This window comes from Thermococcus radiotolerans, assembly GCF_002214565.1.
Taxonomy (GTDB): Archaea; Methanobacteriota_B; Thermococci; order Thermococcales; family Thermococcaceae; genus Thermococcus; species Thermococcus radiotolerans.
Map to the genome: position 1 here is coordinate 1462628 of NZ_CP015106.1, position 13387 is coordinate 1476014.

Annotated in this window: 21 protein-coding genes; 15 read left to right on the forward strand and 6 right to left on the reverse strand. The window is 55.9% G+C overall.

Features of this window, described 5'->3' with window-relative positions:
* Positions 1-36: 36 nt before the first annotated feature.
* Positions 37-393 (forward strand): cupin domain-containing protein, encoded by a 357-nt coding sequence (locus A3L10_RS08130; protein ID WP_014013105.1) that lies wholly within the window; start codon positions 37-39, stop codon positions 391-393.
* Here A3L10_RS08130 and A3L10_RS08135 read toward each other — a convergent pair.
* From A3L10_RS08135 to A3L10_RS08160, 6 genes are all read right to left on the reverse strand, one after another.
* Positions 390-962: a signal peptidase I gene (locus A3L10_RS08135; RefSeq protein ID WP_088867142.1), complete on the reverse strand. Its 573-nt coding sequence runs from the start codon at positions 960-962 to the stop codon at positions 390-392. The two genes, A3L10_RS08130 and A3L10_RS08135, sit on opposite strands and share 4 nt — an antisense overlap.
* Before the next feature lie 11 nt (positions 963-973).
* Positions 974-2095 carry a DUF2341 domain-containing protein gene (locus tag A3L10_RS08140; protein WP_088867143.1) on the reverse strand — a complete coding sequence of 374 codons (1122 nt, stop codon included), beginning with the start codon at positions 2093-2095 and terminating at the stop codon, positions 974-976.
* Positions 2096-2158: 63 nt separating this feature from the next.
* Positions 2159-2566 (reverse strand): hypothetical protein, encoded by a 408-nt coding sequence (locus A3L10_RS08145; RefSeq protein WP_088867144.1) that lies wholly within the window; start codon positions 2564-2566, stop codon positions 2159-2161.
* 171 nt (positions 2567-2737) lie between these two features.
* Entirely contained in the window at positions 2738-4015 is a 1278-nt protein-coding gene (locus tag A3L10_RS08150) for a tRNA (N(6)-L-threonylcarbamoyladenosine(37)-C(2))-methylthiotransferase (protein ID WP_088867145.1), read from the reverse strand.
* A 52-nt stretch (positions 4016-4067) separates the two neighbouring features.
* On the reverse strand, positions 4068-4367 hold the full coding sequence (locus A3L10_RS08155; RefSeq protein WP_088867146.1) for a hypothetical protein: 300 nt from the start codon (positions 4365-4367) through the stop codon (positions 4068-4070).
* A 79-nt stretch (positions 4368-4446) separates the two neighbouring features.
* On the reverse strand, positions 4447-4659 hold the full coding sequence (locus tag A3L10_RS08160; protein WP_055430018.1) for a TRAM domain-containing protein: 213 nt from the start codon (positions 4657-4659) through the stop codon (positions 4447-4449).
* Between the two features lie 365 nt (positions 4660-5024).
* On the opposite strand from A3L10_RS08160, the gene A3L10_RS08165 reads away from it, so the two are divergent.
* From A3L10_RS08165 to A3L10_RS08230, 14 genes are read left to right on the forward strand one after another with little or no spacing between them, the layout of a single operon-like run.
* Positions 5025-5525, forward strand: a complete 501-nt coding sequence (locus A3L10_RS08165; protein WP_088867147.1) for a monovalent cation/H+ antiporter subunit E — start codon at positions 5025-5027, stop codon at positions 5523-5525.
* Positions 5522-5785 carry a cation:proton antiporter gene (locus tag A3L10_RS08170; RefSeq protein WP_088867567.1) on the forward strand — a complete coding sequence of 88 codons (264 nt, stop codon included), beginning with the start codon at positions 5522-5524 and terminating at the stop codon, positions 5783-5785. Before A3L10_RS08165 ends, A3L10_RS08170 begins: the two co-directional genes overlap by 4 nt.
* Positions 5782-6153: a monovalent cation/H(+) antiporter subunit G gene (gene mnhG, locus A3L10_RS08175; RefSeq protein WP_088867148.1), complete on the forward strand. Its 372-nt coding sequence runs from the start codon at positions 5782-5784 to the stop codon at positions 6151-6153. The genes A3L10_RS08170 and mnhG overlap by 4 nt, the downstream gene beginning before the upstream one ends.
* Positions 6150-6416 (forward strand): DUF4040 domain-containing protein, encoded by a 267-nt coding sequence (locus A3L10_RS08180; protein WP_058938999.1) that lies wholly within the window; start codon positions 6150-6152, stop codon positions 6414-6416. Before mnhG ends, A3L10_RS08180 begins: the two co-directional genes overlap by 4 nt.
* Positions 6413-6712: a hydrogen gas-evolving membrane-bound hydrogenase subunit E gene (mbhE, locus tag A3L10_RS08185; protein ID WP_088867149.1), complete on the forward strand. Its 300-nt coding sequence runs from the start codon at positions 6413-6415 to the stop codon at positions 6710-6712. The genes A3L10_RS08180 and mbhE overlap by 4 nt, the downstream gene beginning before the upstream one ends.
* Entirely contained in the window at positions 6705-7157 is a 453-nt protein-coding gene (locus A3L10_RS08190) for a Na(+)/H(+) antiporter subunit B (protein ID WP_232460965.1), read from the forward strand. Before mbhE ends, A3L10_RS08190 begins: the two co-directional genes overlap by 8 nt.
* Positions 7154-7513 carry an NADH-quinone oxidoreductase subunit K gene (locus tag A3L10_RS08195; protein ID WP_014013091.1) on the forward strand — a complete coding sequence of 120 codons (360 nt, stop codon included), beginning with the start codon at positions 7154-7156 and terminating at the stop codon, positions 7511-7513. The genes A3L10_RS08190 and A3L10_RS08195 overlap by 4 nt, the downstream gene beginning before the upstream one ends.
* Entirely contained in the window at positions 7510-9051 is a 1542-nt protein-coding gene (locus tag A3L10_RS08200; RefSeq protein WP_088867150.1) for a proton-conducting transporter transmembrane domain-containing protein, read from the forward strand. The genes A3L10_RS08195 and A3L10_RS08200 overlap by 4 nt, the downstream gene beginning before the upstream one ends.
* 1 nt (position 9052) lies before the next feature.
* A complete protein-coding gene (locus A3L10_RS08205) occupies positions 9053-9400 on the forward strand; it encodes a hydrogenase (RefSeq protein ID WP_088867151.1) in 348 nt (115 codons plus the stop codon).
* Positions 9401-9405: 5 nt separating this feature from the next.
* On the forward strand, positions 9406-9918 hold the full coding sequence (locus A3L10_RS08210; RefSeq protein ID WP_088867152.1) for an NADH-quinone oxidoreductase subunit B family protein: 513 nt from the start codon (positions 9406-9408) through the stop codon (positions 9916-9918).
* Between the two features lie 4 nt (positions 9919-9922).
* Positions 9923-10450 (forward strand): NADH-quinone oxidoreductase subunit C, encoded by a 528-nt coding sequence (locus A3L10_RS08215; RefSeq protein ID WP_088867153.1) that lies wholly within the window; start codon positions 9923-9925, stop codon positions 10448-10450.
* Positions 10447-11742: a hydrogenase large subunit gene (locus tag A3L10_RS08220; protein ID WP_088867154.1), complete on the forward strand. Its 1296-nt coding sequence runs from the start codon at positions 10447-10449 to the stop codon at positions 11740-11742. Before A3L10_RS08215 ends, A3L10_RS08220 begins: the two co-directional genes overlap by 4 nt.
* Positions 11739-12728, forward strand: a complete 990-nt coding sequence (locus tag A3L10_RS08225; protein WP_088867155.1) for a respiratory chain complex I subunit 1 family protein — start codon at positions 11739-11741, stop codon at positions 12726-12728. The genes A3L10_RS08220 and A3L10_RS08225 overlap by 4 nt, the downstream gene beginning before the upstream one ends.
* Complete coding sequence (locus A3L10_RS08230; protein WP_088181244.1) at positions 12725-13150, forward strand: 4Fe-4S binding protein; 426 nt, start codon at positions 12725-12727, stop codon at positions 13148-13150. The genes A3L10_RS08225 and A3L10_RS08230 overlap by 4 nt, the downstream gene beginning before the upstream one ends.
* Positions 13151-13387 lie beyond the last annotated feature (237 nt).

The window sequence follows — 13387 nt, forward strand, 5'->3', positions numbered from 1 at the left end:
TAAATAGCCCAAAGCCGAAAGTCCTTCGGTGATACCATGTTCGTCGGACACTACACCGAGGTCCCCGAGAAGGACACCGGGTTTGAGGGTGTTACCATCAGATGGCTCGTTTCTCCAAAGCTCGGAGCGAAGAACTACGCGATGCGCTACTTCGTCCTCAAGAAGGGCGCGGAGATACCGCTCCACGACCACGACTGGGAGCACGAGATATTCATCGTGAAGGGAGAGGGAATCATAACGAACGGAAAGGAAGAGTTCCACGTCAGGGAGGGCGACTTCCTCTACGTCCCGCCCAACGAGCCCCACGGCTACAAGGCGACCGGAGAAACGCTGGAGTTCCTCTGCATAATCCCGGCCAAAAAGGAGGCAATTCCCGAGGACGAGTGGGCCTAATGGCGCCTGTAGTGATAGACCTTTATTTTCTTCCTTCTTAGAACGAGGAGATCGGCTTTTCTGGACTTCGGGCGTATCGGTTCCTCCTCAAGCAGGAGCCAGGCTAGGTCGTAGGCCAGGGAAGCTATGACGATAAGGAAAAGGCCGAAAACGATGAGCGGAGTGTAGTACCATATCACGCCAACTTTCGGGATGACCAGGATTACCCTTCCTATAATCTGCTCGGGATAAACCTGCCAGGGGTCCGTGTACTTCCTGTTATCGCCCTTGGTAACGTAGTAGAGCCTACCGCTGGAATCCGTCTTCATGCCCACTATGCGGTGGGTTATCTTGTAGGTTGTGTTGCCTATGTCCACGCGGTAAAGAACAACATCCCCCACGTGAAGCTCATCCGGAGAAACCGGCATCGTGATGAGTAGGTCATTGGGGTTGATGTTGGGCTCCATCGAGTCGGTCAGGATAACGACGTACTGGAAGCCGAAGACGAAGTGGAGAACAACAACTAGGGCCACGAAGAACAGGAGGAAGTATGAGACGATTGAGAGGACGTCGACACGACGTTTTGCCATTAAACCACCACCTAATTAAAGCTGCACTCGGCGCCCATTCTCAGTATTTCAACGTTATAGTCCGCGTACCTCACTACGTAAACCCAGTCAACGTAGGCTAAAAGATTGACGGTGGCGAGGATATCTGAGTTGGCCTGGCCGAAGCCGATGGAGATTTCCCTGTTCCTGAAGCGGTTGTTGGTCTCGAAGACGTGGGAAACAATCAAAGCACCGCTGGAAAACTTCTCAACCCTACCGGTGCTGTTCGAGGGCGAAACGAAAATCTCGCCGAGGTAGTACTGCTTTCCAGCTTTCCCTGTGGTCTCGGGGGAGTTATCCCTGTCGTTCCCAAACTCAAAGTAAAACTTCGAACCTCCGTTCCAGTCAACGACCTCGTGGATTCCTATGTAGTCGTACCTGTCCCTCCTCCCGACCTTCGCGTGAATGAACATGTAAAACGGGTAGCTGTCCAGCCCCTGTGCATCGGAGGCGCGTCTGAACTTGAAGACTATCCCGTACCTGTCATCCACCCTGAGGGTCGTTAACTGGGCCTCCTTGGCCTCAGAGAGGAACCACGTGGAGATAGTGGAGTTTATCTTCAGCCTGCTTCTTGAGGCATTGAGTTCACTGGGATCAAAGGAGCTAGAACTATCAAAGATTCCCGTGTCAACATGAGAATAGTTCTCAGGGCTGTTAAAGTTGTTGAAGTAAACAAAGAGCCTGCCGGGTTTCCTGTACCTCCTGTAGGGGTTGTCCGAGCCGTAGTATATCCTGACCACCCTCCAGCCGCCTGCGGGAATGTAGGGCACTCTAAAGAAGACCGTAAAAACCCGTGAGGTTCTTCTCATCACCCAGTAGTAGAAGGGATTCCCGTTCTCGTCAACCACGTAAACGTTGCCCCGAGTCAACTGGGAATATGCAGGAATCTCCTCGGCCGGAATCGTGATGTTGAGGGTGTAGTTAATGAGGTCAAAGCCCTCAAGGTTCGTCACGTTGACGTCGATGTAGTACCTCTCAGCGGTGCAGGAACCGATGGATTGAACAGTCAAATCAATCGAGGGGACGGAAAGCGCGGGAGCCAGAACTAGGGTAGAGACAAGCAGGAAAACCAAGCCGAAGATTCTGAGTTTACCGTCGATGGGGTGGCGTGGCATGATTGAATGTCCCAGAAAAGTGTCAAAACAAATTAAAGAGGCAAAGAGGCCTCATGAGATGCCTCATGGAGAAACTTCCTTACCAACGACAATCAACTGAACATGGTCCATATCCAGCAGATCCGGCTGAGTAGTTAATGACACAGTAACGCTCGTAGTCGTGTCTCCGGAGATAGTAGCCTGCCCCTCTCCAATGAGGGTATCTGACTTGTCGTAGATATAAACCTGAACCACGCTACCGTCTCCAGGGGCCTGGTCAAAAGCCACATCAACGGAGGTAACTTTCAGAGTGCTCCAGTTAATGTTGTAGTTAACAGCTGCACTTCCAACAGGAGTGATTATCGTGCCAGTTCCCTGACCAACCTGCTGAACAACCACCTGGAACGTCGGAACAGCCAGTGCAGCTCCAACAAGCGCCAGCACAAGGGCGAGTGCCAGCGGAATTAACCTCTTCTTATTACTCCTCCTCATCCTGATTCACCTCCAGCATGAATGATTTGCTTATATGCTTGCATGGAAGTATAAATAGTTTTCGAATGCAAACCTAATTGGTTCACCCTTTGATATTGTAAGTTCTACAAAAGAACCGCGGAATCGTTGCGGGTTTCCCAAGGACCATTGAATACTACTCAAAAGTATACGTCAGTGCAGGGAAACGCCCCGCAGATACGTCGAGCCGGCCCATCCAACCTGAACCTGCAGAAATTCGCCGGGTTCACCAGAATCGAGGATTATATCCTTGTAGTTAAAAGTCCTGCCCTCGACGCCGCCCTTCTTACCCTCGCCGTGGACGAGAACCTCAACGGTTCTCCCGACGTAGGCGCGGTTTATCTCGTAGGCTATAGCAAGGCGGAGCCTGTGAAGCTCCCTCGAGCGCTCCTTGACCTTCCAGCCGGGAAGCTGCTTCCACTTCGCCGCTATCGTTCCGGGCCTCGGCGAGTAGCGCGAAACGTTGATTTTGTCGGGCCTAACGTGCTCCACCAGCTCCACGGTGTTCCTGAAGGCCTCGTCAGTTTCCCCAGGGAAGCCAACTATTATGTCCGTGTTGAGGTTCAAATCGCGAACTTTCTTACGAAAAGTTCGAACTATCTCCTCGAACTGTTCCACAGTGTACGTTCTGCCCATCCGCTTCAGAACCTCATCGTCGCCGCTCTGGACGGGCAGGTGGAGGAAGCGGTAGACCTTCTCATCGGTGTAGGCATCAACGAGCTCGTCGAGGAACTTGAGAACGTGGTTCGGGTTCATCATTCCAACCCTGACCCTGAAGTCGCCCTCGATGGCCGTTATCTCGTCGAGGAGCTCCGCCAGGTTCGTCCCGATGTCGAAGCCGTAGCAACCGGTGTCCTCGCTCGACAGCTGTATCTCCCTGTATCCCCTGGCGAGGGCCTCCTTAACCCACTTAACGACGAGCTCAGGTTTGTAGCTCCTCAGAACCCCCCTGGCGAAGCGGGTGGCACAGTAAGTGCATGCGTTGAGGCAGCCCTCGCTTATCGGGACGACGAAGGCAACGCCGCCCTTCCAGATGCGGGGGAGTTTGAGCTTGTCTATGTTCCTCTCGCGCCAGCCCTCGACGCTGATCAGCTTCCCGCCATTCTCCGCCAGACTTATCGCCTCTGCTATCCTGTCTATGCTCTTAACGCCAAGTATCCCAGAAACGCGGGGATCAATTACATCTAGGTTAACGTGGGGAAGGCAGCCGGTGACGATCACCCTCTTGCCCGCATCGAGGAGCTCCTTTATTCTCTCGCGCATGTGCTTTTCCGTCGGATCCTTGACGGCACAGGTGTTCACCACGACGTAATCGGCAGTTTCGGGGGTCTCCGCCAGCTCATAGCCAGCACTAACCAGAATCGCCTCCATCATCTCGGCGTCTGCCTTGTTCCTCGTGCACCCGTAGGTCTCGACGTGAACTCTGACCATCGGTGGGCGCTCTGGGAAGGGGTTTAAAAAGGGTGCGGTTCAAAAATGGGGATTAAACCGCACCCATCATACTCAGGAGCATGAAGAGAGCGGCGAAGAGAAAAACGGCCACGAGCGTTAGTGTTTTCTTTATCCATTCGCGGGGCCTGTTGAAGTGCCGCATAACGAGGTAGGAAAGGAAACAAACGATCAAAACCGGGACGAGTGCGGAAAGGGCAATGAACGCAACGTCTGGAAGATACCCATCAACCCCGACCGTGTCAAAGAGGGCCACCGTCCAGTAGAGCATGATGGGTGACAGAAGAACCATGACTCCAACTGTAACTCCAATCATTATGGAGTCCTCATCCATGGAACCACCAGGAAAATCTTGAGTCAATACCTTAAAAACGTCTCACAAAATGGCAGTAAGAATAGGAAGGAAAAGGAAATCAGATGACTTCCGCGAAAGCGAACTTTCTCTTGACCGAGTTAATGACGATCTCGACCTCGTCGCCGACCTGAGTGTTCGGGACGAAGATAACGAAGCCCTTTATCTTGGCGATACCATCGCCACCCTTTCCAAGGCTCTCGATCCTAACTCTATACCTTTCTCCAACCTTAACAGGGGCTTCGTAGCCACCGCCAAATCCATCTCCATACATATCCAACACCAACTCTTTCAACTTTCAGGGCCCTTCAGGGAAAACTCCGAGAAGAGTCCCAATGATGGGTCGGCCCGAGGGTATATAAAGCTTTGGGTGATTTTTAGGCCCTTAAAGTCACTAAAAGGCTTTTTAGGCCCACAAGGGTTCAGGGATGTAACATTTGGCTAAGAAAGCCATCGAAGGCCGCGTCTCCATGCCGGCTCCAGGGTATTTAACCTTTGGTTAACAACAAGGGGTTACAGACCTTTGCTTTCAATTCTAAGCTTCAAAAAACCCTTTTAAAGCAAATAACGAATTTTCTATTGAAAACTGACGAAACACAGGGCTGTGGAGCCCGTATCATGTGAGAGGAGGGAAGAACAATGAGTTTCATCGCTGTATTCATTTGGTCATTCCTGCTCTGGTTAGTACTTACTGGGGGCAGTAAGGGATTACTCTGGAGTCCCGAAGAACTCATCGCGGGACTGATATTCTCGGGAGTGATCGCTTTAACAACCAAGGACATCATAGGCGAGAAGGCATCCCGCTTCCTCAACCCGGCGAAGTGGGTCGGCTTCGTAATCTATGCCATCGGGCCTCTGTTCTGGGGCATGGTCAGGGCGAACCTCGACGTTGCCTACCGCGTCATAACGGGCAAGATAAAGCCCGGAATCGTTCGCGTTCCGGTTGAGCTTGAAAACGACACCCAGTACACGATTCTCAGCAACTCGATAACCCTCACCCCCGGAACGCTCACCGTGGACGCGTGCCCCGAAGAGAAGGCCCTCTACGTCCACTGGATAAACGTCACCGAGAAGGAGCCGGAGAGCTCCAAGGTCATAGCGGGTTCATTTGAAAAATGGGCGAGGAGGCTGGGAAGATGATGGCACCGGAGTTCTTCTATGCCGCGATTATAGTCATGATCGGGGCGTTCCTGGCCCTGCTCAGGGTGTTCTTCGGACCGAGCGTGCCCGACAGGGTAGTCGGAGTCGACACCCTCAACACGCTGATCGTTGCTGGAATGGTTCTCCTCGGAGCGGCCTACGACAGGACGATATACATCGATATCGCCATCGTCTACGCCCTTCTGAGCTACGTGGGGACCCTGGCCATAGCCAAGTACCTCCAGGGGGGGTTGGAATGAGTGCGGTCACCTACGTCATCTACGCCTTCCTTGCGATAAACATCACGTTCAACCTGCTGGGCAGCTTCTCGCTCCACAGGTTCCCGGACGTCTACACCAGACTCCACGGAGCGACCAAGTGCACCACCTTTGGCACTATCTTCGCGGTTCTGGCGGTGGTGGTTCACGCCGCCTACCAGCTCCATCTCACCGGCGACCCCAAGTATCTCCAGATGGCGCTTCACAGCCTCGTTGCCCTGATAGCACTGCTCCTCACGAACCCGACCGGAGCGCACGCGATAGCCAAGGCGGCCCATCTGAGCGGCTACAAGCCGGTCAAAGCCGTCATTGACGCGTACGAAGACAAGCTCAGGGGTGGTGCCGAATGAACGCCCTTTCGATGGACATGGTCATACAGTTCGGAATACTCCTCGGCGTGCTGGTGGCGGCCTACATCACGATAACGATGAGAGACCTGCTCAGCGCGGCCATCGCTTCCGCCGCCATGAGCCTGCTCCTCAGCCTGGAGTTCTACATGCTCCACGCTCCAGATGTTGCGATAGCCGAGGCCGCGGTCGGAGCCGGCGTCGTGACAGCTATAGTCGTGTACGGAATAGCCAAAACGGAGAGATGGGAGCGTGAGGGACCATGAAGAGGACTTTCGGAGCTCTCGCACTGCTGTTCCTCCTCGGAGTGCTGCTCGTCGTTGCGAGTCCTTCAACCGGAATAAAGTTCGGCCTCGGCGGTGAGGACTGGAAGGCCTACCGCTACACCGACCAGTACTACATCGAGCACGGCGTGGATGAGGTCGGCGGAACCAACATAGTCACCGACATAGTCTTCGACTACCGTGGCTACGATACCCTCGGAGAGGCTACCGTTCTCTTCACAGCCATAGCAGGAGCGGTTGCACTTCTCAGGCCCTGGAGGAGGGATGAAAATGAGTAAGGCGCGTGACATGGGACTAATTGTTAAGACCACCGCGAGGGCAACCATCCCGCTTATTGGAATCTTCGGTGCCTACGTGGTCTCACACGGTCACCTTACGCCGGGAGGCGGCTTCCAGGGAGGAGCGACCATAGCGGGAGCCGGGATACTGTTCCTCATAGCCTTCGGGCTTGGCGAGATGAAGAGGCGCTACAACCACCACCTCTACTCGGCCCTCGAAGGTCTGGGCGGCCTGGTCTTCCTTGGAGCGGCCATGCTCGGACTGGGAGTTGCGTTCTTCTACAACACTCTCTGGCACAGTGGACCTGTCTTCAACGGCCAGCCTGGAACGCTGCTCTCTGCCGGATACCTGCCGGTAATGAACCTCGTCGTGGGACTGAAGGTCTTCGCGGGACTGGTCAGCGCGATGGTCGCCATAGCGGCGTTCAGGAGGTGGAAAGAATGATACCGTTCCAGTTCATCACTGCCTTTCTGCTCATAGCCATGGGAATCTACGCCCTCCTCTACAAGAGGAACCTCATCAAGCTCATACTGGCCCTCAACATCATCGATGCGGGCATACACCTGCTCCTCATAAGCTTCGGATACCGCATAGAGGCGGGCCAGATACCGACGGCGCCAATCTACACGGGCTACGAGACGGTAAAGAGCGCAATGGTCGCCCCGATTCCACAGGCGCTCACGCTCACCAGCATAGTCATCGGCGTCTGCGTTCTCTCGCTGGCGATGGCCCTCACGATAAACGCCTACAGGCACTACGGAAGCCTCGACGTTAACAAGCTCAGGAGGTTGAGAGGATGAACGGGCTGATCCCATACCTCATCATAGTCCCTCTCCTTGGAGCATTCGCGCTGCCCATAGTAGGCCTCGCGGGAAGGAAGGCCAGAGAGCTGTGGGCGATACTCATCACCGGCATCACCCTCGGCGTCGCGGCCGGACTGTTCAAAGAAGTCTGGGAGAGCGGCGAGATACTCGTCTACACCCTCGGAGCGAAGAGCCCCCTTGGAAACGGCGTGCCGTTCCCGATAAGGATAGTGTGGGAGGTAGACCCTATCAGTGCTCTCTTCGCCCTGATGGTGACCTTCATAGCCTTCGTGGCCGTGCTCTACTCCAGCGAGTACATGAGACACGACACGGGGCTTGAGAAGTACTACGCCCTGGTCCTCGTCCTCGAGGTCGGCATGCTCGGCATAGCCATAACCGGCGACCTCTTCAACTTCTACGTCTTCCTGGAGATAATGAGCATAGCGAGCTATGCCCTCGTCGCATTCAGGAACGACACCTGGGAGGGCATCGAGGCGGGAATAAAGTACATGTTCGTCGGCTCGCTGGCCAGCTCGTTCATCCTCCTCGGCATAGTGCTCCTCTACGGCCAGTACGGAACGCTGACTATGGCGTATCTGGCCAAGATGATAGCCGAGAACCCGACCTTTACAGCCAAGGTGGCCCTCGGCCTCCTCGCGGGCGGACTGCTCTTCAAGAGCGGCGCCGTTCCGGTGCACATGTGGCTCGCAGACGCACACCCGGCCGCTCCGAGCTCGATCAGCGCCATGCTCTCGGGTCTCGTCATCAAGATAGGCGGCACCTACGCCCTGGCGAGGCTCGCCTTCAGCGTCTTCAGCGCCGGAATCAGCACCAGAACTATCGGCTGGATAATCATATTCTTCGCCTGCGTGACCCTCATAGTCGGAAACGCTATGGCCATAATCCAGACCGACATGAAGAGGCTCTTCGCCTTCTCCAGCGTCGGTCAGATCGGCTACATCCTCCTCGGCATAGGAATCGGCCTCGCCGCGTACGGAAGCGACGTTGGCCAGGTCGCCCTTGCCGGAGCGATATACCACACCGTGAACCACGCGATAATGAAGGCCCTCCTCTTCCTCGTCGCGGGAGTGGTCATACACCAGCTTGGAACCAAGAACCTCAACGAGCTGAGCGGAATAGCCAGAAAGATGCCGGTCACGAGCTTCGCATTCCTGGTAGGCGCGGCTGCGATAATCGGCCTTCCGCCGCTCAACGGCTTCGCGAGCAAGTGGCTCATCTACGAGAGCTCGGCGCTCTTCAACCCGTTCCTCGCGGCGGTAGCGGTCATAGGCACGGCCTTCTGTACCGCCGCCTACATCAGGGTGCTCTTCACGTTCTTCGGAAGGCCCAGCGAGAGGGTCATGAAGGCCAGAGAGCCAGGAAAGGCCATGCTCGTGCCAATGCTCATACTGGTGGTGGCAATAATCGTCATGGGACTCTTCCCATGGGCCATCAGCGACAAGGTCATGCTTCCGGCGGCAAAGACTCTGGAGAACATAGGTGCCTACGTTTCGGCGGTGCTGGGGGGTGCGTGAAATGTTTGGCTACTGGGATGCACTCTACTTCATCTACGTCTTCGCCATAGGCCTGCTCATCTCGTACGCCCTTTACAAGTGGGCCGAGCGCTCCAGCACGGGAACGAGGAGAACCGGCGATGGAACGAAGATATTCCTCAGCGGTGAGGACCAGGACGCGGTTATTCCGCAGTTCGAGCACTTCCAGGGCTACGTCACCGGAAGGCACGTCATGTGGGGCCTCATAAGGGGAATCCACAGGATGTTCCTGGTCTTCCGCAGGGAGCACACCGGGCTGCTGAGCGACTACATCAGCTACCTGCTCGTCACGACCGCGATAATCGTGGGAGCACTAATAGTGTGGGGGTGAGATGAATGGCGATTAAGGTTACAAGGGCAGAGATCGATGTCAGTTCAAACTCCTCGGAGCGCGAGAGGCTTGAGAGGGAGATATCAAAGCTCTGCAGATACATAGGGCGCTCACCCTGGGTGTTCCACGTGAACAGCGGCAGCTGCAACGGCTGCGACATTGAAATAATAGCCGCGTTAACACCGAGGTACGACGCCGAGCGCTTCGGTGTGAAGCTCGTCGGAACGCCAAGGCACGCCGACATACTGCTCGTAACTGGACCGGTGACCGACCAGAGCCTTGAGAGGGTCAAGCTGGTCTACGAGCAGACGCCGGACCCCAAAGTCGTCATAGCCGTCGGAGCCTGCCCCACCGGCGGAAGCGTGTTCTTCGAGAGCCCGTTCACCAACGCTCCACTGGACAAGCACATAGCGGTGGACGTCTTCGTGCCCGGCTGCCCGCCGAGGCCCGAGGCGATACTCTACGGCGTTGTTCTCGGCCTGAAGAAGCTGATAGAGAGAATTGAAGGTAGGAGGTAGGGAAATGAACGTTGATGAATTCATCAAGATCTTTGGCGAGAGGTTCCCCGAGGCCGAGGTAAGGGTGAGCGAGAACAAGATGCCCCACCCGAAGAGGCGCGTCTGGGTCGAGATAGGCAGGGAGAGGTTCCACGACGCCATGAAGTTCATCAAGGAGCTCGATCCGAAGGCCCAGTTCTCTATCATAATAGGGATAGACGCAGGTGATAGACTGCTCGCCAAGTACCACATGGAAATGTTCTGGGAGGAGGGGGAGAGCCTGTCGCTCGTCATAGGCACGAGCGTTCCCAAGGACGACCCCAAACTACCAACGGTCACGGACATCTTCCCGAGCGCGCTGCCCTACGAGAGGGAGAACCAAGAGTTCCTCGGGCTGTTCTTCGAGGGAATCCCCGACCCAAGGAGGCTCTTCCTGCCCGACGACTTCCCGGAGGGAATCTACCCGCTGAGGCTCGACGAGACCGGAATCAAGCCCGAGATGGTGAAGAACGCAGGACATCCGTACAAAATCAAAAAGGAGGGCTCGAAATGAACGGAAAGCTCGAGTACTGGGTCAAGGTTCCCGTGGGACCCATTCACCCGGCCCTGGAGGAGCCGGAGAAGTTTATCATCACGCTCGACGGAGAGAGGATAATCAACGTCGACGTCAAGCTCGGCTACAACCTCAGGGGCCTCGAATGGATAGCCATGAGGAGAAACTACATCCAGATACTCTACCTGGCGGAGAGGATATGCGGAATCTGCTCCTTCTCCCACAACCACACCTACTCAAGGGCCGTCGAGGAGATGGCCGGCATAGAGGTGCCCGAGAGGGCCGAGTACATCCGCGTGATAGTCGGCGAGCTCGAGAGGATACACTCCCACCTGCTCAACCTCGGTGTGGTTGGCCACGCGATAGGCTACGACACGATTCTGCACCTCAGCTGGCTCGCCCGCGAGCGCGTCATGGACATCCTCGAGGCCATCGGCGGCAACAGGGTCAACTACTCCGTTAACATGATAGGCGGTGTCAGGAGAGACCTCGAGGAGAAGCACGTGCGGGCGATACTCGACATGATAGAGTACTACCGCAACGAGGTCATGCCGAAGATCGAGGAGATATTCCTCTACGACCCGACGGTGGAGGCCAGGCTGAGGGATGCGGGGGTTATACCCAAGAGAATAGCCATCGAGTACAGCGCCCAGGGACCGACCGCCAGGGGAAGCGGCGTGAAGAAGGACGTCCGTTACAATGAGAAGCTGAGCGTCTACCCCGACCTCGGCGTGAAGCCGATAACGCCCAAAGAGTTCACCGGCGTTGTCAAGGGAGACGTTTTCGACAGGATGGTGGTCCGCGTTGGAGAGCTCTGGCAGAGCATGGAGCTCATAGAGAGGGCCATAGACCAGATGCCGGAGGGCAAGATAAAGGCCGTTCCAAAGGACAACACCCTCCTGTTCCAGCTCAAGAAGGCTGAGGGAGAGGGGATAGGCAGGTACGAGGCACCGCGCGGTGAGCTCATCCACTACGTCATGGGCCAGAAGGGCAAGGACGTTCCGGCGAAGTGGAAGATGCGCGAGCCCACCTTCCCGAACCTGTTCGCGATAGCCAGAGCGCTGGTCGGCGAGCAGGTGGCGGACGTTCCGGTCGCGATAGCCTCAATAGACCCGTGCCTGAGCTGTACCGACAGGGTCGCGGTTATCGATGCGAACACCGGAAGGAAGAGGGTCCTCACCGAGAGGGACCTCCTGAGGCTCTCGATAGAGAAAACCAGGGAGCTGAACCCGAACGTTAAGGCAAAGCCCGAGGTTGTTGGAGTGGGCTGCCCGCGGGGTGGTGTCCTATGAACACCCTCTACGCAACGCTCGGATTCCTGGGAGTTTACGCTTACGTCTCCTTCGCTTCACTGCTCTGGGGAGGATTAGACAGGAAGCTGGTTGCGAGGATGCAGCGCAGGATGGGTCCCCCGCTGCTCCAGCCGTTCTACGATTTCCTGAAGCTGGTGGGCAAGGAGTCCATAATCCCGAGGGACGCCAACAGGTTCTTCGAGATAGCGCCCGTGCTGGCCCTAGCAACTTCAATAGCCCTGCTCGCCTACACCCCGCTCGGCTTTGAACCAATCTTCGGAACCAAGGGAGACGTGATACTCTTCATCTACCTGCTGACCCTCATCGGCTTCCTCAGAGTACTAGGTGCGGTTAGTTCGGGTTCCCCCTACGCACAGATAGGCGCCCAGAGGGAGATGATAATCCTCGTCTCCAGGGAAGGGCCGATGATGCTGGCCCTCTTCACGATACTCTGGCGCCTCAACGAGCTCGGCGTTACCAAGCCGTTCAGCATGGGGACCTTCTACGAGCACAACGTCTGGGAGCTCGGAACCCCGTTGAGCCTCATAGGTACGTTTGTACTCCTGCTCGTCTTCATGACCTGGCTCGCCAGCGAAATCGAGGTCGGCTACTTCGACATCCCTGAGGCTGAAACCGAGCTCGCCGAGGGGACGATGGCCGAGTACAGCGGAAGGCACCTGGCCCTCTTCGAGCTGGCCAACGCGATAAAGGCCTTCGTGAGCGCGAGCCTCGTCGTGGCGATATTCTTCCCCTGGGGCATCTCGGGCTACCTCGGGCTCAGCGGGGTTGCGGCGATAGTCGTTGACCTGCTCTTCCACACCCTGAAGGTATTCGCCGTGCTCTTCGTGAGCATGAGCGTCTTCAGAGCGGTGACGGGAAGGCTCAGGATAAACCAGGCAGTGGGGCTGTTCTGGACCAGAATGCTCCCGGCGGCAATAGTTGGGGCACTGCTGCTGGCGATAGACACCCTGGGGGTGGTGGCATGAAGGTTCCGCCGACGCTATCGACGGTGCTGAGCAATCTCTTCAAGAAGCCGGCAACCAACCCGTTCCCGGCCAGCGAGCCCGTTCCAACTCCCGAGGGCTTCAGGGGCAAGCTCGTCTACTACCCGGACAAGTGCGTCGGCTGCAGGCTCTGCGTCATGGTCTGCCCGGCGGGGGTCATAGAGTACGTCCCGGAGGTCAGGAAGGTCACCTTCTGGCTCGGAAGGTGCGTCTTCTGCCAGCAGTGCGTGGACGTCTGTCCGGTAAAGGCCCTGGAGATGAGCGACGAGTTCCTCCTGGCGACGGACGACAAGTACGACGACAACCTCCGCTGGTTCAAGGAGGATGAGATAGCGGAGCTCAAAAAGAAGCTGGAGGAGCAGAAGAAGGCCAAGGAAGCGGCGAAGAAAGAGGGTTCCAAATAGTTACATTTTATTTTTGGCCCTTTCCTCCGGCTTTTCTGATGTCCTTTTCTGAGCATCAGTATCCAAGAACATACTACAAAGAGCCGTTTTTTGTACTTATGTAAAGCGTTGTGCCGTTTCTGTTTGTCAAATTTCAGGTTGTTAACCATTTGTTTTAGAAATCCATTTATAAAGATTTAGCCAATGCTCAATTGAGATTTCGGGAAAATACGCCCGATAAGGGTTTAAAACCTAAAG

Coding starts and splice junctions, on each gene's coding strand:
- A3L10_RS08130 (WP_014013105.1), top strand. CDS start 37: ATGTTCGTCGGACACTACACCGAGGTCCCCGAGAAGGACACCGGGTTT.
- A3L10_RS08135 (WP_088867142.1), bottom strand. CDS start 962: ATGGCAAAACGTCGTGTCGACGTCCTCTCAATCGTCTCATACTTCCTC.
- A3L10_RS08140 (WP_088867143.1), bottom strand. CDS start 2,095: ATGCCACGCCACCCCATCGACGGTAAACTCAGAATCTTCGGCTTGGTT.
- A3L10_RS08145 (WP_088867144.1), bottom strand. CDS start 2,566: ATGAGGAGGAGTAATAAGAAGAGGTTAATTCCGCTGGCACTCGCCCTT.
- A3L10_RS08150 (WP_088867145.1), bottom strand. CDS start 4,015: ATGGTCAGAGTTCACGTCGAGACCTACGGGTGCACGAGGAACAAGGCA.
- A3L10_RS08155 (WP_088867146.1), bottom strand. CDS start 4,367: ATGGATGAGGACTCCATAATGATTGGAGTTACAGTTGGAGTCATGGTT.
- A3L10_RS08160 (WP_055430018.1), bottom strand. CDS start 4,659: ATGTATGGAGATGGATTTGGCGGTGGCTACGAAGCCCCTGTTAAGGTT.
- A3L10_RS08165 (WP_088867147.1), top strand. CDS start 5,025: ATGAGTTTCATCGCTGTATTCATTTGGTCATTCCTGCTCTGGTTAGTA.
- A3L10_RS08170 (WP_088867567.1), top strand. CDS start 5,522: ATGATGGCACCGGAGTTCTTCTATGCCGCGATTATAGTCATGATCGGG.
- mnhG (WP_088867148.1), top strand. CDS start 5,782: ATGAGTGCGGTCACCTACGTCATCTACGCCTTCCTTGCGATAAACATC.
- A3L10_RS08180 (WP_058938999.1), top strand. CDS start 6,150: ATGAACGCCCTTTCGATGGACATGGTCATACAGTTCGGAATACTCCTC.
- mbhE (WP_088867149.1), top strand. CDS start 6,413: ATGAAGAGGACTTTCGGAGCTCTCGCACTGCTGTTCCTCCTCGGAGTG.
- A3L10_RS08190 (WP_232460965.1), top strand. CDS start 6,705: ATGAGTAAGGCGCGTGACATGGGACTAATTGTTAAGACCACCGCGAGG.
- A3L10_RS08195 (WP_014013091.1), top strand. CDS start 7,154: ATGATACCGTTCCAGTTCATCACTGCCTTTCTGCTCATAGCCATGGGA.
- A3L10_RS08200 (WP_088867150.1), top strand. CDS start 7,510: ATGAACGGGCTGATCCCATACCTCATCATAGTCCCTCTCCTTGGAGCA.
- A3L10_RS08205 (WP_088867151.1), top strand. CDS start 9,053: ATGTTTGGCTACTGGGATGCACTCTACTTCATCTACGTCTTCGCCATA.
- A3L10_RS08210 (WP_088867152.1), top strand. CDS start 9,406: ATGGCGATTAAGGTTACAAGGGCAGAGATCGATGTCAGTTCAAACTCC.
- A3L10_RS08215 (WP_088867153.1), top strand. CDS start 9,923: ATGAACGTTGATGAATTCATCAAGATCTTTGGCGAGAGGTTCCCCGAG.
- A3L10_RS08220 (WP_088867154.1), top strand. CDS start 10,447: ATGAACGGAAAGCTCGAGTACTGGGTCAAGGTTCCCGTGGGACCCATT.
- A3L10_RS08225 (WP_088867155.1), top strand. CDS start 11,739: ATGAACACCCTCTACGCAACGCTCGGATTCCTGGGAGTTTACGCTTAC.
- A3L10_RS08230 (WP_088181244.1), top strand. CDS start 12,725: ATGAAGGTTCCGCCGACGCTATCGACGGTGCTGAGCAATCTCTTCAAG.